This is a genomic window from Anoxynatronum buryatiense (assembly GCF_900182905.1).
Taxonomy (GTDB): Bacteria; Bacillota; Clostridia; order Peptostreptococcales; family Tindalliaceae; genus Anoxynatronum; species Anoxynatronum buryatiense.
In genome coordinates, this window is the sequence record NZ_FXUF01000002.1 from 359,135 (window position 1) to 381,668 (window position 22,534).

A 22,534-nucleotide genomic window follows, 5' to 3' on the forward strand; every position below is an offset into this window, starting at 1 on the left:
TAGGTGATGCCATGTTTGTTCATTTGCACGTTCACACAGAATACAGTCTTCTTGACGGGTTTGCCAATATCAGTGGCTTGATGGACCATGTGCAGGCCATGGGAATGCCAGCGGTGGCCATCACCGATCACGGCACCATGTTTGGTGTGGTAGATTTTTATAAGGAAGCCAAAAAACGAAATATTCGTCCGGTTATTGGCTGCGAAGTGTATACCGCAGCCAGAGCCATGCAAGAAAAAGACCCTGCTCATGATAAAGATCAGGGTCATTTAGTATTGCTGGCAGAAAACATGACAGGCTATCAAAACCTGATCAAACTGGTTTCTTTGGGTTATTTGGAAGGCTTTTACTACAAACCCCGCATCGATTATGCCACTCTTTCCCAATATACAGAGGGGCTTATTTGTCTGAGCGCCTGCCTGGCGGGAGATGTGCAGCAACATTTGCTGAATAGAAATTATCAAGCGGCTAAAAAACTGGCACTGGAACTGGATGCCATGTTTGGCCGCGGAAACTTCTACCTTGAACTTCAGGATCATGGCATACAAGAGCAAAAACTGGTCAACGTGGAGCTGATTCGCCTCAGCGGTGACACAGGCATTCCCCTGGTCGCCACCAACGATGCCCATTATATTCGAAAAGAAGATGCTGAAGCCCATGACATTCTACTTTGCATCCAAACTGGTAAAATACAGGAAGATAAAGACCGGATGAAGTTTCCCGGAGATGCCTTCTATCTACGGTCGGAGCAAGAAATGAAGGCTCTTTTTCCTGAGCAGCCCGAAGCATTGGAAAACACATGGCGCATTGCACAGCGGTGTCAGGTTGATTTTGATTTCAACACAATCCATTTACCTGAATACCAACCTCCTGATGACATTTCTCTCAATGAGTATCTGGAAAAACTTTGCTTAGAAGGCATGCACCAACGTTACCCCAAGGCTGATGAAACCATTCGGGAACGCCTCTACATGGAGCTGGGGACCATTTTCAACATGGGGTATACTGCCTATTTCCTCATCGTATGGGATTTCATCAAATACGCCAAGGATCATCAGATACCAGTGGGACCTGGGCGAGGCAGTGCTGCCGGCAGCATTGTAGCTTATGTGTTGGGCATCACCGACGTGGATCCCCTTCGCTATCAGTTGATTTTCGAGCGGTTCTTAAATCCGGAGCGCATCTCCATGCCAGATATCGATATTGATTTTTGCTATGAACGGCGGGAGGAAGTCATCAATTACGTGAAAGAGAAATATGGCACCGACCGGGTGGCACAAATTATCACTTTTGGAACCATGGCTGCCCGGGCTGCCATTCGGGATGTGGGACGGGTGATTAACATGTCCTACGGTGAAGTGGATCAGATTGCCAAAATGATTCCCATGGTGCTGGGCATGACCATTGAAAAAGCATTGGAAATGAACCCGCAGCTTCTTCAGCTCACAAAAGAAAACGACCGCGCCCGTTATCTTATTGAAATGGCTCGCAAACTGGAAGGAACTCCGCGTCATGCCTCAACCCATGCCGCCGGTGTGGTGATATCCAAAAAAAAGCTGAATGAGCATGTGCCCCTTTACATGCATGAAAACAGTGTTACTACCCAATTTCCCATGGGAACCCTGGAAGAGCTGGGACTTCTTAAAATGGATTTTTTGGGCCTGCGCACCCTCACTGTCATACAGGACGCATTGAATATTCTGGTAGAAACAGAAGGGGTACATCTGGATTTCAGCGATAGTCACTATGATGATCCGGCAATATACGATCTCATCAGCAGGGGAGAGACGCTGGGAGTGTTTCAGTTGGAAAGTGCCGGTATGATTCAGTTCATGAAAGAACTGAAACCCAACTGCTTTGAAGATGTTGTGGCGGGTATTTCCCTTTTTCGGCCAGGCCCAATGGATTCCATCCCCCGGTATATTCGCAATAAAAACCGGCCGGAGCTCGTTAAATATGCCCATAAGGCGCTGGAGCCCATTCTGGATGTCACCTATGGATGCCTGGTGTATCAGGAGCAGGTGATGCAGGTGGTGCGCGACCTGGCAGGTTATAGCTATGGCCGCAGCGATCTGGTGCGGCGTGCCATGAGCAAAAAGAAAATGGATGTCATGGAAGAAGAACGTCGCAATTTTATTTATGGGAAGAAAACAGCAACGGGTGACATGGAAATTGAAGGCTGTGTGGCTCGAGGTATTCCCGCGGATGTTGCCAGTCGCATTTTTGACGAAATGATTGACTTTGCCAAGTATGCCTTTAACAAATCTCATGCGGCAGCTTATGCCGTGCTGGCCTACCAGACCGCCTACCTGAAAACCCATCACCCGGTGGCTTTCATGGCCGCTCTTATGACAAGTGTCATGAGCAATTCGTCAAAAATAGCCGAATATATTTACGATTGCCGACGGCAGGGGATTGGAGTACTGCCTCCTGATGTGAACAGCAGCGTGCGGGGTTTTTCAGTGGAACGGAATCAAATTCGATTTGGCATGGCTGCCGTCAAAAATGTTGGGGCGGGAATGATTGATCAACTGGTTATCGAAAGGGAAGCCAATGGCCGCTTCGATCATCTCACAGATTTTTGTGAGCGAATGTGCAGTCGAGACCTCAACAAAAGGGCCGTGGAGAGTATGATTAAAGCGGGCTCCTTTGACAGTACGGGCGCCACTCGTGCCCAGCTGATGGCAATATACGAGCAAGTGCTTGACAGTGCTGTACGCAACCGAAAAAACAATCTGCAAGGACAGATGGGTCTTTTTGATTTGATGCAACCAGCTGAAACAATGGCACAGGATCATTACCCCGAGGTGTCGGACTTTCAGGAACGGGTACGCCTCAGTATGGAAAAAGAAGTGTTGGGCCTTTATCTCAGCGGTCACCCACTCCAGGAATATCAGGAAAAGCTGAAGACCTTCATATCTGCTGATAGCCGCGATTTTACAGAGATGGTGGAAAATCCTATGTCTTCAAGGTTCAGAGACCGGCAAACCCTGATGTTGGGGGGCGTCATCTTCTCAAAAACTATGAAGACCACCCGAAATAACCAGATGATGGCCATCATCCAACTGGAGGATCTTTTCGGAACCATTGAATGTATCCTGTTTCCTCAAACCTTGGAGCAATACCTTTCTTATATTCAGGAAGATGAAATTGTGCTGTTGGAAGGTACCCTTGATTTTAAAGACGATGAAGCGCCTAAAATCTTGGTGACTCACATGACAGGCGTGGATCAACTCGAGAGTTGGAAAAACCGCCCGCCGGGAAAGCACAGAAACACTTTTTCCAAGCCGAAAGCTGCTACTGCCAAAGGAGACAGTCAGCCAAACGGCCAGCGTTTATGGATACGCATTCCCACCAATGGGCATATGAATCTCATTGAAAAGGTCAAACCGTTACTGCGCCAGTTTCAGGGTCAAACACCGGTTGTGATTTATGTGAATGAGACCGGCCAGCGATTCCAGGCAGATGAAACGCTTTGGGTGACACCCAGCAGTGAACTCGTACAGGCACTGCACCAGATTTTTGGCAACGATTCCATCAAACTTCGCTAAAATCTGCTGTTTTTAATCGAACCACAAAACTTTTGATGAATGAGTGTGAAAACGTACAAAGTGTGATATAATAAGTCGTGCTAAGCCTGGTCAAAATTGTTACATGCGGGACACAAAAAGACCAAGCAAAAAAGAATATGCATCGATAGAAATGGAGGAACCTTCCATGAAGACAATTGGAGTTTTAACCAGCGGCGGTGATGCACCGGGAATGAATGCTGCCATTCGGGCAGTGGTGCGCAGCGCCATCTACCATGAATGTAAAGTATACGGCATTCTTCGCGGGTATGAAGGACTTGTGAATGCAAAACTTAAAGAAATGAACCTCTCGTCGGTTGCCGATATCATTCATCGCGGCGGCACCATTTTGCAAACAGCCCGTTGTGAAGATTTTAAAACAGAAGCTGGCCGCAAAAAAGCCTTAAACGTACTGGAAGTATTCAATATTGACGGTGTGATTGTTATTGGCGGCGATGGCTCCATGACAGGAGCGGTGAAACTCAATGAAATGGGTATTCCCGCCATTGGCATTCCAGGAACTATTGACAATGACCTGGCATATACTGACTACACCATAGGTTTTGACACAGCCATTAACACAGTGGTGGAGGCCATCAGTAAAATTCGTGACACTTCAAGTTCTCATGGTCGTGTGAACATTGTGGAAGTGATGGGAAGACACTGCGGTGACATTGCCCTTTATTGCGGTTTGGCTGGTGGCGCTGAAAGCATTGTCATTCCGGAAATTCCCCATAACATTGATGAAATCTGTCGCAAGATCATTCGCGGCAAAAACCGGGGCAAGCTACACAGCCTGATCTTGCTGGCTGAAGGAGCAGGCAATGCAATGGAGTTGGCTAAGATAATTGAAGAAAAAACCAGCATGGAAACCCGGGCAACAATTCTTGGGCATATTCAAAGAGGTGGAAGCCCTACAGCGACTGACAGGATTCTGGCCAGCAAACTGGGAGCCCGTGCTGTTGAACTGCTACTTGGAGGAAAATCAAACCGGGCAGTGGGAATAAAGTGTAATGCCATTGTGGATGTGGATATGAAAGAAGCCCTGACCATTGAAAAAACACTGGATATGGACACCTATAACCTGGCTAGCATTTTGTCAATTTAGCCAAGTAACGGTGTCAAAAGAGGAGTGAAAAAATGAAAAGAACAAAAATCGTATGTACTCTGGGACCCGCCAGCGAATCAAAAGAAGTATTTAAAGAGCTGGTGACTCACGGTTTGAACGTGGCACGACTGAATTTTTCACATGGATCTCATGAAGAACATAAGAAGCGCATTGACGTCATTAAAGAAGTGCGCCGGGAAATGAAGATTCCGGTGGCTATTCTGTTGGATACCAAGGGCCCGGAGATCAGAACCGGCAAGTTTGAGTTGCCTGAAGTGATGCTGGAAGAAGGTCAAACCTTCACCATTACCACCCGCGATGTTCTGGGAACTCAAGAGATCTGCAATGTCAGCTACGAAGGACTGCCGGGAGATGTAAGTGCTGGATCTCAGATTCTCATCGATGACGGACTGGTAGGCCTGGAAGTGCTGGAAGTTAAAGATGAAACTGACATCGTCTGTCGAGTTCTCAATGGTGGAATCGTAAAAAATCATAAAGGGGTTAATGTACCCAACGTGAGCATTAACCTGCCGGCCATCACACCAAAAGACCGGGCTGATATTGAGTTTGGCATTGAGAACGGCATCGACTTTATTGCCGCCTCATTTGTGCGAAAATCTGCAGATGTACTGGCTATTCGTGAAATTCTTGAGCAAAACAATGCCGGCTACATTCAAATCATATCAAAAATCGAGAATCAGGAAGGCATGGATAACCTGGACGAAATCATCGAAGCCTCTGACGGGATCATGGTGGCCCGGGGGGATCTGGGGGTTGAAATTCCCACAGAAGAAGTTCCGCTGGCGCAAAAGAGTATGATTCGCAAGTGCAACAAGGTGGGAAAACCTGTTATCACCGCCACACAGATGCTGGATTCCATGATTCGCAACCCCCGCCCCACCCGGGCAGAAGTCACAGACGTTGCCAATGCCATTTTTGATGGTACTGATGCCATCATGCTTTCTGGCGAAACTGCAGCTGGTAAATATCCGGTGGATGCAGTTAAAACCATGTCTGTTATTGCTCGGCGCACAGAATCAGCCATCGACTACCGTGAACTGCTCCGCAGCAAAGATCTCAACAAGGAAACCAGTATCACCGATGCCATTAGCAACGCCACTTGCAATATCGCCATGGATCTGGGGGCTTCGGCCATCGTCACGGCCACTTCTTCAGGCTATACCGCCCGCATGGTTTCCAAATTCCGGCCAGCACAGATCATTGTGGCTGCCACCACTGACAAGCGGGTAACCCGGCAGTTAAGCCTTTCCTGGGGTGTCTACTCAGTACTGACCAGCCATTTGGAATCCACTGATGATATCATTGATACTTCCATTGCCAAAGCCCTTGAATGCGAACTGATTCAGCGGGGTGACCTGGTGGTGATCACAGCTGGTGTTCCTGTAGGAGTTTCCGGTACAACCAACCTTATCAAAGCCCATATTGTCGGTGAAGTATTGGTGGCAGGGATGGGTATCGGTAAAAGAGCGGCCACAGGAAGAGTGCGTTTCGTCACCAGTGATCCAGAAACCTGGAAAGGTTTTGAAGACGGTGACATTTTGGTGGCTGCCATGACCGACGCAGACCTGGTACCTCTCATGAACAGGGCTGGTGCGATTGTAACCGAAGCAGGCGGTCTGACCAGCCATGCTGCCGTGGTAGGGCTGAATCTTGAGAAACCGACTGTTGTGGGTGTCACCGATGCCCTGACAACCCTCAAACCAGGCGATCTGGTAACAGTGGACTCTGGCAGTGGGCAAATTTACAGTGGCCGTACCCAGGTACTATAGCCAGGATGCCCGTGTGTAAATAAAGATTAACCCGGAGTTTACACAAGATTAACCAAAAAGAGAGACACATCACCTATAATGAAAACAGGTAACATCCTCTCCCTTTTATGATATGCAGTAATATTTGGGGGCTGCCACACGGCAGCCCCGCTTTTTTTTACCTAAAAAACAGCCATAACGTTGAAAATATGCTATCATGAAACAGAAGCAGACACAGTCAAACGTTTCAAACCGGCTACAGCTCGGGGTTCATATAAGGTGGAGCATACCACGGTTCAGCAAGTGAAGGTTCCATGATGACATTGGGAAGGCGCCCTTCCACCTGAAACTGAACCGCATCAACCAGGTCCAGCGAAGTCATGCTTAAGATCAGGCTGTCCAACATCAGTCTTCCACGAAGAGGATTCTCGGTAAAAACATCTTCAAAGGGCTGATTGAAATTAAGGATCAAAACGCCCTCATGCAAAGTGTAATCCAGCAGATTAACTTCATGTGGAACAGTGGGCTGAAGCTCCATACCATATTCAGGGCGGCCATCCAGCATCAGCTGGCGTACCAGATCCGGCACAGCAATCAGCTGGTTATCAACCTCGCGCGGCAGCAACAGAGCCCTGCCATTCGGTGTGCGGTAGGCGATCCAGACAAATGGACCCGTAGCAGGTTCAAAGGGTTGATCAGTCACCAGATCCCGGAAACCTTCAGGCGCAATCCGGTTATCAAAGTAAAACTGAATGCGATTCACTTCCGGGATGGTCCCCAGAGATTCAACCAGGCTGAAAGCAGCCATTCGAGCCACGTTGGGATACTCATTATAAAAGCCCAACTGGCTTGAGAGGTATAGGCTGGCAGTACCGCCTGAAAGTTGAATACGGGGCACCGGCGGAATGGGAGAGCGGTTAAAAAGACCAAGAGCCGCAGTGGGGCCGGCTTCCAGTTGAGTCACCGTTTCCCGCAGTGTGGTATTCGTTTGAGGAACAAAGCGGGTGACCGGAATCAGGTACCTGGACGATTCGTCTGGAAAATACAGACGCAAAGCACTTTCGTTGGAAGCTCGTTCGTACCTGGCCGGCTCATAATGAACCAGTGAGACAAAGGCAAATGAAATTTCCTGTGCATCAGCCATCAATTGCCCTTGACGGTTGCGGGGAGTTACTGAAAGTTGATAGCGTCCGTCAGGCAGATCAAGTGCTTCTTGAGCCAATATAACAGAGCTGTGGAACATCACCCTGCCATCTTCAAGGGTTTCATACCTGGCGCTGGCCGCCAGCAAGTCTGTCACCGGATGATGCGAGGCTTCGTCACCAGAGAATAACTGCAACTCGAATGGTTGCTGTTCATGGGGGAGTTCCTCATCATCAAGACCAGAGACATTCATTTCAACTACGATTTCATATTGCTGGCTATTCACCGGGTTGAGCAAGACATCAAAATCAAGTGATTGCTGAACAGCCTGGTCTGAAGAAATCTCCAAATTCAGGTCAATGGTGTCGGTATACAGGGGAATGCCGGCTCCAACAAAACTGAGAGCCAGTAACAGCAGAATGATTTTTATGAGATAACGCATGGAAGCCACTCGCTTTCTGTCGCTATGATTAATATTGGTACCCACTACTACATGATAACACGAATAGACCGTAAAGGGTACCATCTAAAGGAGCGGATTACTTTGAAACTCAATGAAAAATTCACCGTGACCATCGAAGACCTGACCCATGAAGGAGAAGGAGTGGCAAAAGTTGACGGATTTCCCCTGTTTATTCCTAATGCGCTGCCGGGAGATGAAATGGTGGTCATGGTGACCAGGGTACGTAAAAACTTTGGACTGGCAAGCAAACAACAGTTAATAAACCCATCGCCCAACCGGGTAAATCCACTATGTGAATTATTTAATCAATGCGGCGGTTGCCAAACCATGTCCCTGAACTATCCCACACAATTGATATTCAAAGAGAAGCGAGTGAGTGATTCACTGAAAAGAATTGGCAAAATAGACACAGTGGTAAAGCCGGTACTGGGCATGAAAGAGCCTTGGCATTACCGCAACAAAGCCCAGTTTCCCATCGGTCTGTCCCACCATAAACTGTCCATCGGCTTTTACCGTCAGGGCAGTCACGATATTATCGATACCCGAAAGTGCCACATTCAGCATTCCATCATGGAAAACGTCGTCAAAATCCTGCGTGACTTTCTTGAAAAAGAGCACATCTCTATATATAACGAAACCACAAACACCGGACTTGTGCGCCACCTGGTGACAAAAGTGGGATTTGCCACTGGTGAGGTGATGGTGATTCTGGTGATCAACGGAAAACACCTGCCAAAATCTCATCTTTTAGTGGAAGCATTGCAACAGGTGAACGGCTTGGTGAGTGTGGTATTGAACGAAAATACGAAGCGAACCAATGTGATTATGGGGAAAGAAAATCAGGTGATCTTCGGCAAGGTTTATTTGACTGATCGGCTTCACCACCTTGATTTTCAGATATCACCCCACGCCTTCTTTCAGGTGAACCCTGCTCAAACAGAGGTACTTTACGATAAAGTGCTGGAAATGGCTTCTCTCACCGGAAGCGAAACTGTCATGGACCTGTACTGCGGTATCGGCACCATCAGCCTGTTTCTGGCACAAAAAGCCCGGAAAGTGATCGGCATTGAATCTGTCGAACCTGCTGTTGAAGACGCCCGGGCAAATGCTCACCTAAACCATATTTCCAACGTCGAGTTCATGGCTGGCCCTGCAGAAAATTGGATGCCTCAACTGGCCCAATCAGGAATTCAACCAGAAGTCATTGTGGTGGACCCACCCCGTAAAGGTTGTGATGAGGTGGTACTGCTTGCCATGATACAAATGAATCCAGATCGTATTGTTTACGTTTCCTGCAACCCGGCGACCTTGGCCAGAGACCTACGCATTTTAGAAGATGGAGGGTACCAAACATTGGAAGTGCAGCCAGTTGATCTTTTTCCACATACTAGCCATGTTGAGACGGTAGTATTGATGTCAAGAGCGGAGAAATAGACTGAGATAAAGGCTTGAAAAATTGAAGATAATTATTAAAAGTTTGTTGAACTGCCATCATAACAGTTGATTTTTGAGATGAACTCCTGTAAATCCTAAGTCCACTCGTTAGTATTAGAATAGGAGATGGTGTTGACAGTCGAACATATCAGTTTAATAAGAAGTGACCAGACTGCGGTGAAAGTTACTTGCAACATTGCAAAACAAATGGAAAAGGTGAATGATATGCATCGGGCAACGATAAGAGCGTTTCAGAAAAAAGACTTAAACACTGTCATGGAACTGTGGCTTGACACAAATACGGCGGCGCATGACTTTATCGGTGAAGACTACTGGAGAGCCAATTATGACACAGTGAAACAAATGATTCCTGATGCGGCGGTGTATGTTTATGAAGACCAATCAGTTAAGGGATTCGTCGGACTCATCGGCAATTATCTTGCCGGCATTTTCATTGAAAAAAGCGAACAATCAAAGGGGATTGGAAAGCTGCTATTGGATTACATTAAAATGAATAACGAAGACCTGCTGCTGCAGGTTTACAAGAAAAACAGCAGGGCTGTTCAGTTTTACCAACGAGAAGGGTTCGTGGTTGACAAAGAGCAGATTGAAGAAAACACCAATGAAATTGAACTTGTGATGAAGTGGAGAAAAAAATGAAAAGTGACGATACTAACAGTTTGCGAGCCACCCTCAGAATTGACTGTGATAAATGCAGTGGATTATGCTGCATGGCTTTGTATTGCACGAAAACAGACGGGTTTCCAGAGAATAAAGAAGCAGGAGTGCCCTGCAAGCAACTGATGCCTGACTTTCGATGCCGCATACATTCGATGTTGGCAAAAAAGGGTATGAAAGGGTGTCTGGCCTACGATTGCTTTGGGGCAGGGCAAAAGGTGACACAAGGGATATATGCCAACGAAGACTGGAAAAAGAATCCTGAAAAGGCAACAGAAATATGTCGGGTCTTTATGATGGTCTTTCAACTTCACCAAATGATATGGTATTTGCTGGAGGCCCTGTCGTTGGTGACAGATGAGAGTGAGCGGCGAAAATTTCATGATTTGATGGCAGCCGGCAGGCAGTTGACAACCCTTCCGGTTGAAGAGATGCTAAAAGTTGATTTGACAGCATATCATGGAAAGGTCAACCAGGTGTTAAAACAAGTGAGCAGCAGAATCGCCTCTGTTTCATCGAAGAAAGCAAACAACAGTGACTATTTCGGGAAAAATTTCAAAAAATCAAATCTTAACGGTAGAGATTTCAGCATGGCCATAATGGTTGCGGCCAATTTAGAAGGATGCAGCCTCAAGGGCACCAATTTTTTGGGTGCTGACTTGCGCGATGCCAACATTAAAAACACCGATTTGAGCGAGGCTGTATTTCTAACCCAAATGCAGGTAAATGCCACTCTGGGCAATTCAAACACCAAGCTTCCCACCACTATTTCCCGGCCGGCTGTCTGGTGATGATCGAGTTTGATTCATTGTCATAAAGTTTTTCGTAAAAAGAGCATTGACAGTCAAGTGGAAAGCACACGATCATGCTATTCTTGTGGCAAGGAGGTGCTTAAAATGCACGCATGGGAACAAATCCAAAAGACGGTCGATTATATTGAAGATGAGTTGAGTGAAGAGATTCAGATCGAAACATTGGCACATATGGCAGGACTTTCGCGGTTTTATTTTCAAAGACTTTTCAAGAGGCTGGTTAAAAGACCAGTCAACGAATACATTAAACTTCGACGACTGGCCAGAGCATCGGCTGCACTAACGGATACAGACAGGCGAATCGTTGATGTGGCGATGGACTTCGGCTTCTCTTCTCACGAAACTTTTACCCGCGCATTTAAGGAGGCTTACGGGATTACGCCGGAGGAATATCGGGCTGTGCCGGTTCGACTTAATCAGATTTACAAGCCAGAGTTGTTGTTGAATTATACAATGATTGATGAAGATGTGCCGCTTATCACCAACAGCATCGTTATCGAGATAACGCGTAAAAAAGTGGATACAGCCCAAATCTATGCCGGGCTTTCTGCTCAAGTTCCCATTTCACAGGCCCCGGTGGGTGAAGCTACCGGTATCGACATACCGGGACAGTTATGGGATGCATTCCATCGCCAAAAGGTTGATATGCCTCATATTGTGCAGGATAGTGCTGAAATAGGAGTGTCGATGATGGGCGAGACTGAAAACGAAACCTTTACTTATTTTGTGGGGGGAGCTTCGAAATCAAACACGGCAGATGACGGTCACATGACAACTTGGCAACTGGCTGCAGGTGAATATGTGGTTTGTTGTTTTGAAGCAGAAAATGTTGAGACGCTCACCACGCAAGCCCTGGGGAAAGCGATTAGCTATCTGTTTGGAACATGGCTGGCAAAACGGGGGCTGGTAACACATTCTTTTTCAATGGAAAAATATGGCAAACCCATGCCTGATGGAGCCTATATGGAACTTTGGGTGATGCCCGTGCATCTGAAGGATATGGAGAAGCCGCCATCTGAAGTTGCATCTTGAATAAACAGGAACAAGAGATGCTGATCAAGAGATGCTTTTGAAAGAAGGAGGTTTACCCAAGACGTAGCCAGGAGGTGACAGGGATAGGTAAAACTGTGAAGCACCAACAGGACATCGGAACGATTATCGCAAAGAGGTATGATAATGGGGCGGATTTCTGGACCACTCCCGATAAGCGGTTAGGTAAAGGTGGCCCTTACTCGACGCTTTCCAGCGTGTTATTGCTTCTGGAACTGGGGCTTGACCCCTCAGATCCGTTACTGGTGGGTGCAGCTGATCTGATAATCAGTTGTCTGCGAGAAGACGGACGATTTAAGCTTTCTCCCAATGGCGCCATTTATCCTTGCCACACCATCAACGCCGTCAATGTGCTTTGTCATTTGGGTTACGCAGCAGACCATCGCTTTCAAAAAACTTTTCGGCATCTATTGGAAACGCAGTACAGTGACGGTGGGTGGCGATGTAATAAGTTTAGTTTTGGAAGAGGCCCCGAAACTGATTATTCGAATCCAGGGCCGACATTAACTGCTTTAGACGCATTTCGCTTCACAAAGCATCTGAACCGGGAACCTGGTCTCAACAAAGCTGTTGATTTTCTCTTGGAGCATTGGGAGATTCGAAGACCCATTGGGCCCTGCCAGTATGGGATGGGGACGCTGTTTATGCAGGTGGAGTATCCTTTTGCGACTTACAACCTCTTTTATTATATATATGTCTTGTCCTTTTACCACCATGCCCGGAAAGACCGAAGGTTTCTTGAGGCGCTGAATGTGCTTGAATCTAAAATGCAGGATAATCAAATCGTTGTTCAGCGGGTCAACCGAAAAATCGCCAGCCTGTCATGTTGCCAGAAAGGAAAGGTCAGTGAACTTGGAACAATACGCTATCATGAGTTGAAAAGAAATCTGATTGATTAGTTATCAAACATTAATTGACAAAAGCCGTCATTGCAACCGACTGCAGGTACTGGAGAAAATCCAAAACGCTGACCGGTTGTGGTGGCGGCTCTTTTAGGCCGCCGGCTTCAATGACACCATACAGCATAGCGAGACTTCCTTAGTACAGATATGATCTTTCATGCGAACTTGTCTGCAGTCTGAGAATTATAATGGATGCATCGTCAATAATGGGTATGTATAACCAGGGAGGTATGACAATGCAACCATTATCGTTTAACCATCTTTACTTTGAAAAAATATGGGGAGGACGGGAATTGGTGTCTTTTCGGGATGACCTGCCAACGGGAAGTATCGGCGAAAGCTGGGATATTGCTTCTCATCCGAATGGCACCAGCACTGTATTGGACGGACCCTTTCAAGGGAAAAGTCTGTCGAAGCTGTATGGTGAAAAGCGAGCAGATATCTTTGGTGTATCCATGACACATGGCCGGTTCCCTCTGCTGCTTAAACTGATAAATACAACACAAGCACTGTCGGTGCAAGTGCACCCCAGGGATGACTATGCCCTGGTCAATGAAAATGACCTGGGAAAGGCGGAGGCCTGGTATGTAATGAAAGCATCACCGGAAGCATACCTGATTGTCGGAACAGGAGAGATCGATCAAAAGGGTTTCCAGCAGGCACTGGACGAAAACCGGGTTGAAGAAATTCTGCACCGGGTACCGGTGAAAGAAGGAGACGTGTTCTATATTCAGGCTGGTTTGCTCCATGCCATTGGCCCTGGTTTGATTATATATGAAATTCAGCAGAATAGTGATACCACTTATCGGTTTTACGATTATGGCCGCCCCAGAGAACTGCATGTGGAAAAAGCCATGGAAGTGATTGATTTTCAGTTGGAGGGAAACCGGGTGGAAGGGGTCGGTCAAAAAATTCCCGGAGGAAGAAAAACGCAACTTGTTCAATGCCCGTATTTTTTGCTGGAAAAATACCAGGTTGAAACTCGGATAGAGGAAAACAGTGACCCCAACAGGTTTTTTCTGTTCACAGTGGTAAAGGGAACGGGTACCCTGAGCTGGACAAAAGGCAGGAAAATCTTGAAAAAAGGTGACAGCTTACTGATTCCGGCCGCCCTGGGATCCTATTCGCTGGAAGGTGGATTTGAATTGCTGAAAAGCTATGTGCCCGATCCCGTGGCAGCAGAGTCATAATGTGACAAGGTAACAAGCGTACGCGTTAACAATATGGAAAAATGGAGAAGAAAGAGGTTGTTTGATGAAAGTAGCTATTTTGTCACCCATTGCCTGGAGAACACCGCCAAGACATTATGGACCCTGGGAACGGGTCGTTTCACTGCTGACAGAAGGATTGGTCAGAAAAAAGATCGATGTCACACTGTTTGCAACGGGGGATTCCGTCACAACGGCTGAACTGCGCAGTGTTTGTCCGAAACCCTATGAAGAGGATAAAAACCTGGACCCCAAGGTTTGGGAGTGTCTGCATATCTCGGAAATTATGGAGCAGGCCCATGAGTTTGATCTCATCCACAACCACTTTGATTTCTTGCCCCTGTCATATAGTGGGCTGATTAAGACCCCCATGGTGACTACGATTCATGGGTTTTCATCACCTAAAATATTACCAGTGTTCCAGAAATACAACCAGCGAACAGACTATGTTTCCATTAGCGATGCAGACCGCAACCCTGCACTTGATTATATCCGAACGGTCTATCACGGAATTGATCTGGAACATTTCACACTGAAAGAAAATCCTGGCGAATACCTGCTTTATTTTGGGAGAATTCACCCAGATAAAGGGACTTGGGAAGCCATTCAGGTAGCCCAAAAAACAGGGATGAAACTGGTGATTGCCGGCATTATCCAGGATCATGAATATTATTCAAAATATGTTGAACCCTATTTAAATGAACAAATAACCTATATCGGGTCTGTCGGACCGGAAAAACGGGACAATGTGCTGGGCCATGCATATGCGCTGTTGCATCCCATACACTTCAACGAACCATTTGGCCTAAGTGTAGTGGAAGCTATGGCCTGCGGAACCCCCGTCATTGCCTTTGGAAAGGGGTCCATGAACGAAATTATTGAACAGGGGATCAATGGCTTTATCGCCAGCGATGTGACTGAAATGATTCAGCAATTGAAAAATATCTCATCAATACAACGAAACCAATGCCGTGCTTCGGTGACGAAACGGTTTTCGCAGGAAATCATGGTGCAGGGCTATTTACGAGTCTATGAAGAAATATTGAACCGATGACTGAGTGCAAAGGGAGTGCCGTGGATCACAAGTACGTTTCCTGGTATTTTTCTTTTGCCAGGCTTACCAGCTCCTTCACCTCTTGGGTCCGGTTTTTATCACATACCAATATCACATCTCCGGCCTGAACGATGACCAGGTCGTGGACGCCCAATGCGGCGATCAATCCTGCCTGCCCCTGAATGAGGCAATTTGTGTTATCGATACCCACGTAATCACCATGGATCACCAAACCCATTTCATCAGCTTTGGAATGTTCCGCCAAAGACTCCCAACTACCTAAGTCATCCCAGCCAAAATCTCCCTGAACCATGAGGATGCGGTCACTTTTTTCCAGAATACCGTAGTCGATGGAAATGCGTGGAAGATTGGGGAACACAGATTTCATGATAGTGGCTTCCTGGGAGGTGTCAATGTGTGATTCAATTTGTAACAGCCCCTGGTAAAGTTCTGGGAGATGTAATTCCATTTTATCCAGAATTAGGTCTGCTTTCCAGATAAAAATCCCGCTATTCCAATAATAATGCCCGGATTGCACATATTCCCGGGCTTTTTCTGTGTCTGGTTTTTCAACAAATCTGCGCACCGGATACACGAGAGGGGTTGTCTGATCAATAGACGTCTCTTCCCGTTCCATATACCCATAACCCGTTTCCGGCCGGCTGGGTATGATCCCAATGGTGACGAGATAATCGGAATCTGCCGCCTGTTCAAACCCTTTCTTGAGGCAAAGTTGAAAATCTGTCTGTCCCTGAATCAAATGATCTGCAGGAAAAATCAGCATGACCGAACCAGGATCCCTTTTTCGGATATGAACTGCCGCCAGACCAATGCAAGGGGCCGTATTTCTACCCACCGGTTCTACCAGAAAATTTTCAGCCGGAAGTGCCGGCAGCTGTTCTTTAGCTAATGCCAGATGTTCCTGTCCCAGAACCACCAAAATCTGTTCAGGGGGCATGAAATCCTGGATCCTGTCGAAAGACTGCTGGATAAGGGAACGATCCCCAACCAGAGTTAAAAACTGTTTTGGTCGTTGAACACGGCTCTCGGGCCAGAATCGTTCACCATGACCACCGGCCATAATCACTGCATAGCGTTTCATCCTTCAGCTTCCTCTCTTAATCCAATTTCTTCAAAATTTCCATTCGTCCGGTACCATTAAAGCGCCCCACCAGTTCCCAACGATAAAGAGAAACCAGGGCGATGATAAAGGAGAGGGTCGATTCGGCCCCCAGATTGGAGCTGGGTCCATCTGGTCCCAGGCCATCTGCGCAGGCCCCCGTCAGTGGGTTGTAGAGAGAAACCCCCTCACGGTTTCGTCCTAAATACCACTGAAAGGCTGCATAGGCCATTTCCAGGTATTTTTCATCTCCAGTCAAAGTCATGGCCAGTATGCAGGTTTCAGTCAATGCACCTGCATCCACCGGTTGCTGGCAGTAAAGGGACTTTTTGCCTCCTTTGAAATACCATCCGTCATTGCCAATGAGGTCAAAACAACCCTCCTGATACTGGACGTCAATGAGAAAATCAAGTGATTCAAGTCCTGCCTGTAAATAAGCTGAATCTCCCAGGTGCTGGTACCCCAGTAACAATGCCTGTGCCAGGCGGGCATTATCGTAGCTGAGAAAATCTTCAAACCAGTTCCATGTGCCATCAGCCGTTTGACGATAGCGTTCAAGGAGAGAGTCCGAAATGTGCTTCAGCCCCTTGCGTGCCGGCTCATAATCATCATGAAGAACCAGGTAAGCGGAAAGCCCACTGGCGGCGTAGGCCTGGGCACGGGTATAAGTCAGCTGTTTCACCATTGGAATGCTTTCTTCCACGATACTTCTGGCTAAAAACCCGGGAGAGCGGTTCTGTACCACTCGGGTGGCAGCTCCAAGCCCCCAAAGACAACGCCCGAAAGTATCCTGGCTGGTTTCCTGTGGAGGAAACTCCTTCTGGTAGTTCATGTAATTATAAAACCAGCCGTCTTCTCTCCGGGCATGAATCACAAATGCCATATATTTGTCCACCATTTGCAATGCAGAGGCATCCTGAAACAGGTTGAAATACTGGGTAAAGGCAACCATGGCCCGGCCTGCATCATCTGAGGAATAGAAATGGGTGAAATCATGGATGCCGTAAAGGGTGTGCTGAATCATCCCGGCATCGTCTGTCAAGTTTTTCAGGTAATCCATGTTAATATCCGGCAGGGTGAACACGCGTCCCTGTTTGACCTGTCCGCTGATGGATTTTTCAACCACCTCCTCCAAGAGGCTTACATATTGGTGAGATACCTTGTCCCATCCCGCCTGCTGTCCGGCTATAAACGCCTGGCCGGCCAATGCCAACCGTTCGTCGGGATTTTCAATCAACTCTTTGATGGCTTCTGTCATACCGGCAGGGTCTTTGAAATTCACCAGGCGGCCTTTTCCGTCAGACAGGGCATCCCGTGCGTGGAGATAAGGGGTGGCGATGACTGCTTTACCTTTTCCAATGGCTTGACTTAACACACCGCTGGTAATCTGTGTCTCTGAATGATAGGGAAGAATCACCAGATCTGCTGCTCCCAGATATAAGTTCATGGTGTCATCGTCAACAAATTCGTTGACAAACTGGACGTTTTGAGTCAGTCCAAGCTCTGTCACCATATTTTCAAGACTTTCCCGGTATTCTTCGCCTTCATGTTTTTTCACCACCGGATGAGTAATGCCCAAGACAATGTAGAGAACTTCAGGATGTTCTGCTGCGACGGCTGGCAAAGCTTCCAGCACCACTTCAATGCCCTTGTTGCGGCTGATAAAACCAAAAGTGAGCATCACAAACCTGTTTCTCAGATTCAGCTTGTGCTGAAAAAAGAGAGGATCAATATAAAACATGTCTGTCACGCCATGGGGAATCAGGTGAACTTTCCCGATGGGTACGTCGTATACATCTGTCAAAATATTGATAGCAAGCTGATTCATTACAACCACAGCCTTGGAAAACGCAATGACTTCCACCAGTGATTTATATTGGTCTGGTGTTGGTTTTTCCAGAATGGTATGCAAAGTGGTTACCACCGGCTTTTTAAGACGGCTCAAAAATTCGACAATATAGCTGCCTTCATCCCCGCCATACAAACCATATTCGTGTTGCAGCGAAACCACGTCGACTGACGACTCGTTGATGCTGGTGGCAGCCTCCAGATAGTCTTCCAATTGATCCTGTTCAATCTGAAAAACAACTTTTGGAGAATACTCGTAGGTTTCGTTATCATTTAATGCAATAAAACTGGTTGCCTCCCGTCCCAACAGATGACTGATCCCCCGACTGACATCAGCTGAAAAAGTGGCAATTCCACATTTGCGTGGCAGAGCACTGCTGACAATAGCCACATGTGGCCTTTTCTTCATTTTTCTGTTTTCAATGTTGGTAAGCAAATCATTTCACCCTTTCAATAATACGAAATATTCAGAAAAATATACCGGTATTAAACTGCCGTTCGTTTGCACATGTCTATAGCATTGAATACCCGTACCGGCCTTAGGCTAATCCTTGATCGAAAGTATCTCTGAGAGATACTTTCGATTACACCTGTGGAAAAAGGGTACGTAATGGTTGAAATGTATAAAGCTTACGATCTTGATGATGATGTTACTGGGATACAGGATAATGCATAAATGGAGGTGTTTTAAGGTGGATCAAACAGAATCAAAGTATCAGAAATGCATCGCATCGGCCTTTCAAAAAATATCAATGAAAGACCGGGTCGATCTGGTGGTGGGAATCCCTTTGGTATCAGCCTGGGAGGATGCGCAAGAGATGATATCCATTTTGGATTCTGGCATGAATGCCTTTTATCCGGAGCTCAAGGTGCTGTATATTTCTCTGGGCTGCCCGAACCAGTCATCTTTGGGAATGCTGGAAATTTACGAGTCAGGACGGAAAGAACCGGTGTTGACCAGTGAAATTGAAAGCTCTTTGTCTGGACGGGGGTGGGCTGTCAGAGGGCTAATGGATATTGCCCACAGAATGTCTGCCGATCTGTTGATTGCTGAACAGAATCTTCTTCCCAAGACGGGTGATGATTTACCAAAAGGGCTGGCTCCCGACTGGGTGAAACTGATGTATCAGCCCATTCGTGATGGCGTCGCACAATTTGTACTACCCCGGTTTACGCTGTCTCACCTGGCCAACCCTGTCGGATATCACTTTGCTTTTCCGATAGTGGCAACTCTTTTTAATGTGGAACTGAAAGCCTGCATGGATGCAGGTATGGCCATTTCACGGCAGCTTCTTTCCCGATTGGCGAGTGATCTTGCATTTACTAAAGATGAAGTTAATGAGTATGGATTAAACTATTGGCTGATTGCCCGGGTTTCAGAAATGAAGGCCAAAACAGCGGAGGTATATTTGGGTGTTAAACCCAAAACGTCTCTGCCGGTGAATATGAACCATCTTTTTAGTCAGGCAGCGCATGTGATTTTTCAGTTTGTGAAAAAAAGCCAGGAAAAGTGGATGGCTTCACCCCAGGCGGTTCAGTCGTCACTGATCATCGGGCTTCGAAAAGATCAGTTTCTGGAGGATACCGAGAACGATGTGCGGCCCCGAATTGCCCAATTTCGAAGAGGATATAACCGCTATTATGAAGCCATTTGGTCCCGTGTTTATTCTGAGGATATTTCCAGTCAACTAGTTAGTATTGTTCAAAGAGCAGAAACTGGACAGGAGACATTTGCTTTTCCGGCTGCCCTCTGGACACAGATCGTTTATGAAACCATCATCGCCTATCATTTCATTCCTATGGTGGACAACGAGGATCTAATTAATGGGTTGGCAGCGTTGTTTGAAGGCCGGCTGGCGGGCTATTTCCTTGAAATCGAAAAAGACGCCGGTAACTATCAGGACCAAGAACCGACACATTTTACTGCTGATTCATTTCAGGCTCAGGCCAATCTGGAAGCACAGGTGGACGAGTTTATCAGCCGGAAGAACGCATTTCGACAAAACTGGCTTCACCACAAGGCGGAACTGGAACCATTTCTCCCTGAAATTTCTTACTGGGAATATATTCCGGGTGTCCCCATTCTCCTGCCGCATGTGGCAAAGTCGCCTGCCGGAAACACGGCACATGTGTATGACACCTACGAAAAATTGCTGCAGGAATACTCTGAAGAATTCAAGCAGTTCATCCGGGAAAATCTGGACCTCACCCCGGATGCAGGCCATGAAAAAATCAGTCAGGGAATCAGGGAACAGGTCGGTCAAATGGAAGAGGATCTGGATGAAATTCTGCTGCCTGGAAACCTTCATAACTTGAGGGGAGTACAACGGATTGCAGATAAGATATTTCGCATCTATCCTTCTCCACAGAGCATGTCGTTGAAAGAAGAAGCGGCCATCCGTCTGCTACGGGTGAATCCGCCCCGCAATCTAATTACCCGATGGGGATATCAGGATATGGAAGAGCTCCTGCAACATCGCAACGCGCTGGACATACTGGCGTTGGCTCCTTGGGCAGAAGTCGACAAGTACAGCACGTGGAATACAGAATGGTTGCGGGAGAATTTGAAACCAGAAGATTTTGAAATGTCACCAGTAGTACCCCTGGTGGTGGATTACACAGATTTTCCAGGATTAACCAGCATGGCAGAAGCGTCCAGTCTGTACCACTTGACCAGTCGGGTGGTGATCAGCAACCTGCGGGAAGGGAGTGGTGGCGAGTTTCCCAAAATTCGGTTCCTGACAACAACACTGAAGCGAATCATTGAAGCAGAGCAGTATGGAAAAGTCTGGGAAACCTTTGCGCAGAACTGCGCTGCCGATGAGTTTGCCAAGTGTGTGATCAACTCCATCGGTGGTCATTGGGGTATGGGTATGTTCTCGGCTCACGCTGTCTTCGAAAACACACAACAGATGATTCTGCGAAATAAACTTCTGGAAATCGCCGGGTACGACTGGGGATTATCTGGACTTGCTGTAGAAAGAGCCAAAGAACAGCTGACCCGTATGGCCAATGCCTATCATCTGGGACTGACTCTGCCAGACGGCGTTTTTGTTACCTGCTGCGTCTGGAGCTGGGCCAGCTATAGTTCCAAAGGAGGAAAAGGAATTCCCACCCCACTTTCATTAATGGTGGAACGTCGCAGGTTCAGCAGTGAACTGTTCGGTCGGTTGTATGAAAAAGTGGTGGGAGAAAGAGCAGAAATTTTGCCAATGATCATTGATTTGATGGGCCGGGGCAAAGAAAGAGAAGATTTGGCTGTTCGTTGCCTGGGAGCCGTTCCCGTGAAATCAGAATTGATTATTGACCATAAAGATGGTCTGGAAACCAGCCCTCATGCCGGTAAAATGGTTCGATCTCCTTACAATCCGATTCTGGCACCCCTGGCAGAAAATGACTGGGAAAACAAATACGTACTCAACTGTGGAGCCATCCGGCTTCAGGGCTCCGTGCACATCTTTTACCGGGCTGTTGGGGATGATGGCATTTCACGAATTGGTCTGGCTGTCAGCCATGACGGTTTGAAGGTAGATGAACGTTTTTCGGAACCTATCTTCAGCCCGGCCAATGACAGTGAAAAAATGGGCTGCGAAGATCCCCGCCTTATTGCCATGGAAGGACGCATCTATATGCTGTACACCGCCTACGATGGTGTCATTCCCCAGATCGCCCTGGCTTCCATTTCAGAAGAAGATATGGCAGTCCGCAATTGGGATGGATGGCATCGGGAGGGACTCCTTTTTCCCGGATTCCACAACAAAGACGCGGTTTTGTTTCCAGAACGGTTTGACGGAAAGCTGGTCCTGTATCATCGGATTGCCCCCAGTATTTGGATCACCTATTCCGACACCTTCACAACTCCCTGGCCCCGGGATGGCCACAAAATTATTCTGGGAACCCGGTCGGGAATGACCTGGGATGCTGTTAAAATCGGTGCAGGGGCCCAGCCAATCAAAACAAAATATGGGTGGCTCCACATTTACCATGGAGTGGATTATGTCTTCTGCTACCGCCTTGGCGTGTTTCTTACTTCTCTGGAGGATCCTGCCAAACTCATATATCGCTCACCTAATCCCGTGCTGGAACCGGAAACATCCTATGAATTAGGTGTTTCGGGAAAAAGCTGGGTACCCAATGTGGTGTTCACCTGCGGAGCTGTTCCAACAGAAGATAAAGAAATTCTGGATGAAGAAGATGAGCTCCTGGTATATTATGGAGGAGCTGACACAGTGATCGGCGTTGCATCTGCTAAAGTGAAAGATCTGATTCCCGAAAAATACAGGCAATTGCCGTAGGTTACAGTACTTTAACAGTTAATGGAATAGCAGCAGTGTGAAGAGGCGTCCGACGTACTTCTGATGCAAATCAATTGTCCA

Annotated in this window: 14 protein-coding genes; 11 read left to right on the top strand and 3 right to left on the bottom strand. The window is 47.2% G+C overall.

Features of this window, described 5'->3' with window-relative positions:
* The first annotated feature begins 11 nt into the window (after window positions 1-11).
* From QOL74_RS04365 to pyk, 3 genes are all read left to right on the top strand, one after another.
* Window positions 12-3,551 (top strand): DNA polymerase III subunit alpha, encoded by a 3,540-nt coding sequence (locus tag QOL74_RS04365; protein WP_283408219.1) that lies wholly within the window; start codon window positions 12-14, stop codon window positions 3,549-3,551.
* Between the two features lie 166 nt (window positions 3,552-3,717).
* Window positions 3,718-4,677, top strand: coding sequence for a 6-phosphofructokinase (gene pfkA / locus QOL74_RS04370; protein WP_283408220.1), 960 nt, complete (start codon window positions 3,718-3,720; stop codon window positions 4,675-4,677).
* A gap of 32 nt (window positions 4,678-4,709) precedes the next feature.
* A complete protein-coding gene (gene pyk / locus QOL74_RS04375; protein WP_283408221.1) occupies window positions 4,710-6,467 on the top strand; it encodes a pyruvate kinase in 1,758 nt (585 codons plus the stop codon).
* A gap of 235 nt (window positions 6,468-6,702) precedes the next feature.
* Here the strand turns inward: pyk and QOL74_RS04380 are convergent, their stop codons facing one another.
* Window positions 6,703-8,031, bottom strand: coding sequence for a GerMN domain-containing protein (locus tag QOL74_RS04380; RefSeq protein WP_283408222.1), 1,329 nt, complete (start codon window positions 8,029-8,031; stop codon window positions 6,703-6,705).
* A gap of 102 nt (window positions 8,032-8,133) precedes the next feature.
* Between QOL74_RS04380 and rlmD the strand changes: the two genes are divergently transcribed.
* The 7 genes from rlmD (at window position 8,134) to QOL74_RS04415 (ending at window position 15,190) form a co-directional block, all read left to right on the top strand.
* Window positions 8,134-9,486, top strand: coding sequence for a 23S rRNA (uracil(1939)-C(5))-methyltransferase RlmD (gene rlmD / locus QOL74_RS04385; protein ID WP_283408223.1), 1,353 nt, complete (start codon window positions 8,134-8,136; stop codon window positions 9,484-9,486).
* A 132-nt stretch (window positions 9,487-9,618) separates the two neighbouring features.
* Window positions 9,619-10,146 (top strand): GNAT family N-acetyltransferase, encoded by a 528-nt coding sequence (locus QOL74_RS04390; RefSeq protein WP_283408224.1) that lies wholly within the window; start codon window positions 9,619-9,621, stop codon window positions 10,144-10,146.
* Window positions 10,147-10,217: 71 nt separating this feature from the next.
* On the top strand, window positions 10,218-10,955 hold the full coding sequence (locus QOL74_RS04395) for a pentapeptide repeat-containing protein (protein ID WP_283408225.1): 738 nt from the start codon (window positions 10,218-10,220) through the stop codon (window positions 10,953-10,955).
* A gap of 105 nt (window positions 10,956-11,060) precedes the next feature.
* Window positions 11,061-12,008: an AraC family transcriptional regulator gene (locus QOL74_RS04400; RefSeq protein WP_283408226.1), complete on the top strand. Its 948-nt coding sequence runs from the start codon at window positions 11,061-11,063 to the stop codon at window positions 12,006-12,008.
* A gap of 95 nt (window positions 12,009-12,103) precedes the next feature.
* Window positions 12,104-12,925 carry a prenyltransferase/squalene oxidase repeat-containing protein gene (locus QOL74_RS04405; protein WP_283408227.1) on the top strand — a complete coding sequence of 274 codons (822 nt, stop codon included), beginning with the start codon at window positions 12,104-12,106 and terminating at the stop codon, window positions 12,923-12,925.
* Window positions 12,926-13,164: 239 nt separating this feature from the next.
* Window positions 13,165-14,118 (top strand): type I phosphomannose isomerase catalytic subunit, encoded by a 954-nt coding sequence (locus QOL74_RS04410; RefSeq protein ID WP_283408228.1) that lies wholly within the window; start codon window positions 13,165-13,167, stop codon window positions 14,116-14,118.
* A 64-nt stretch (window positions 14,119-14,182) separates the two neighbouring features.
* A complete protein-coding gene (locus tag QOL74_RS04415) occupies window positions 14,183-15,190 on the top strand; it encodes a glycosyltransferase family 4 protein (RefSeq protein ID WP_283408229.1) in 1,008 nt (335 codons plus the stop codon).
* 25 nt (window positions 15,191-15,215) lie between these two features.
* On the opposite strand, the gene QOL74_RS04420 is transcribed toward QOL74_RS04415, so the two are convergent.
* Both QOL74_RS04420 and QOL74_RS04425 read right to left on the bottom strand, forming a co-directional pair.
* Entirely contained in the window at window positions 15,216-16,292 is a 1,077-nt protein-coding gene (locus QOL74_RS04420) for a mannose-1-phosphate guanylyltransferase (protein ID WP_283408230.1), read from the bottom strand.
* A gap of 16 nt (window positions 16,293-16,308) precedes the next feature.
* Window positions 16,309-18,594, bottom strand: coding sequence for a glycosyltransferase (locus QOL74_RS04425; protein ID WP_283408231.1), 2,286 nt, complete (start codon window positions 18,592-18,594; stop codon window positions 16,309-16,311).
* A 256-nt stretch (window positions 18,595-18,850) separates the two neighbouring features.
* Here QOL74_RS04425 and QOL74_RS04430 point away from each other — a divergent pair, with 256 nt between their 5' ends.
* On the top strand, window positions 18,851-22,453 hold the full coding sequence (locus tag QOL74_RS04430; RefSeq protein ID WP_283408232.1) for a glycoside hydrolase family 130 protein: 3,603 nt from the start codon (window positions 18,851-18,853) through the stop codon (window positions 22,451-22,453).
* The last annotated feature ends 81 nt before the right edge of the window (window positions 22,454-22,534 follow it).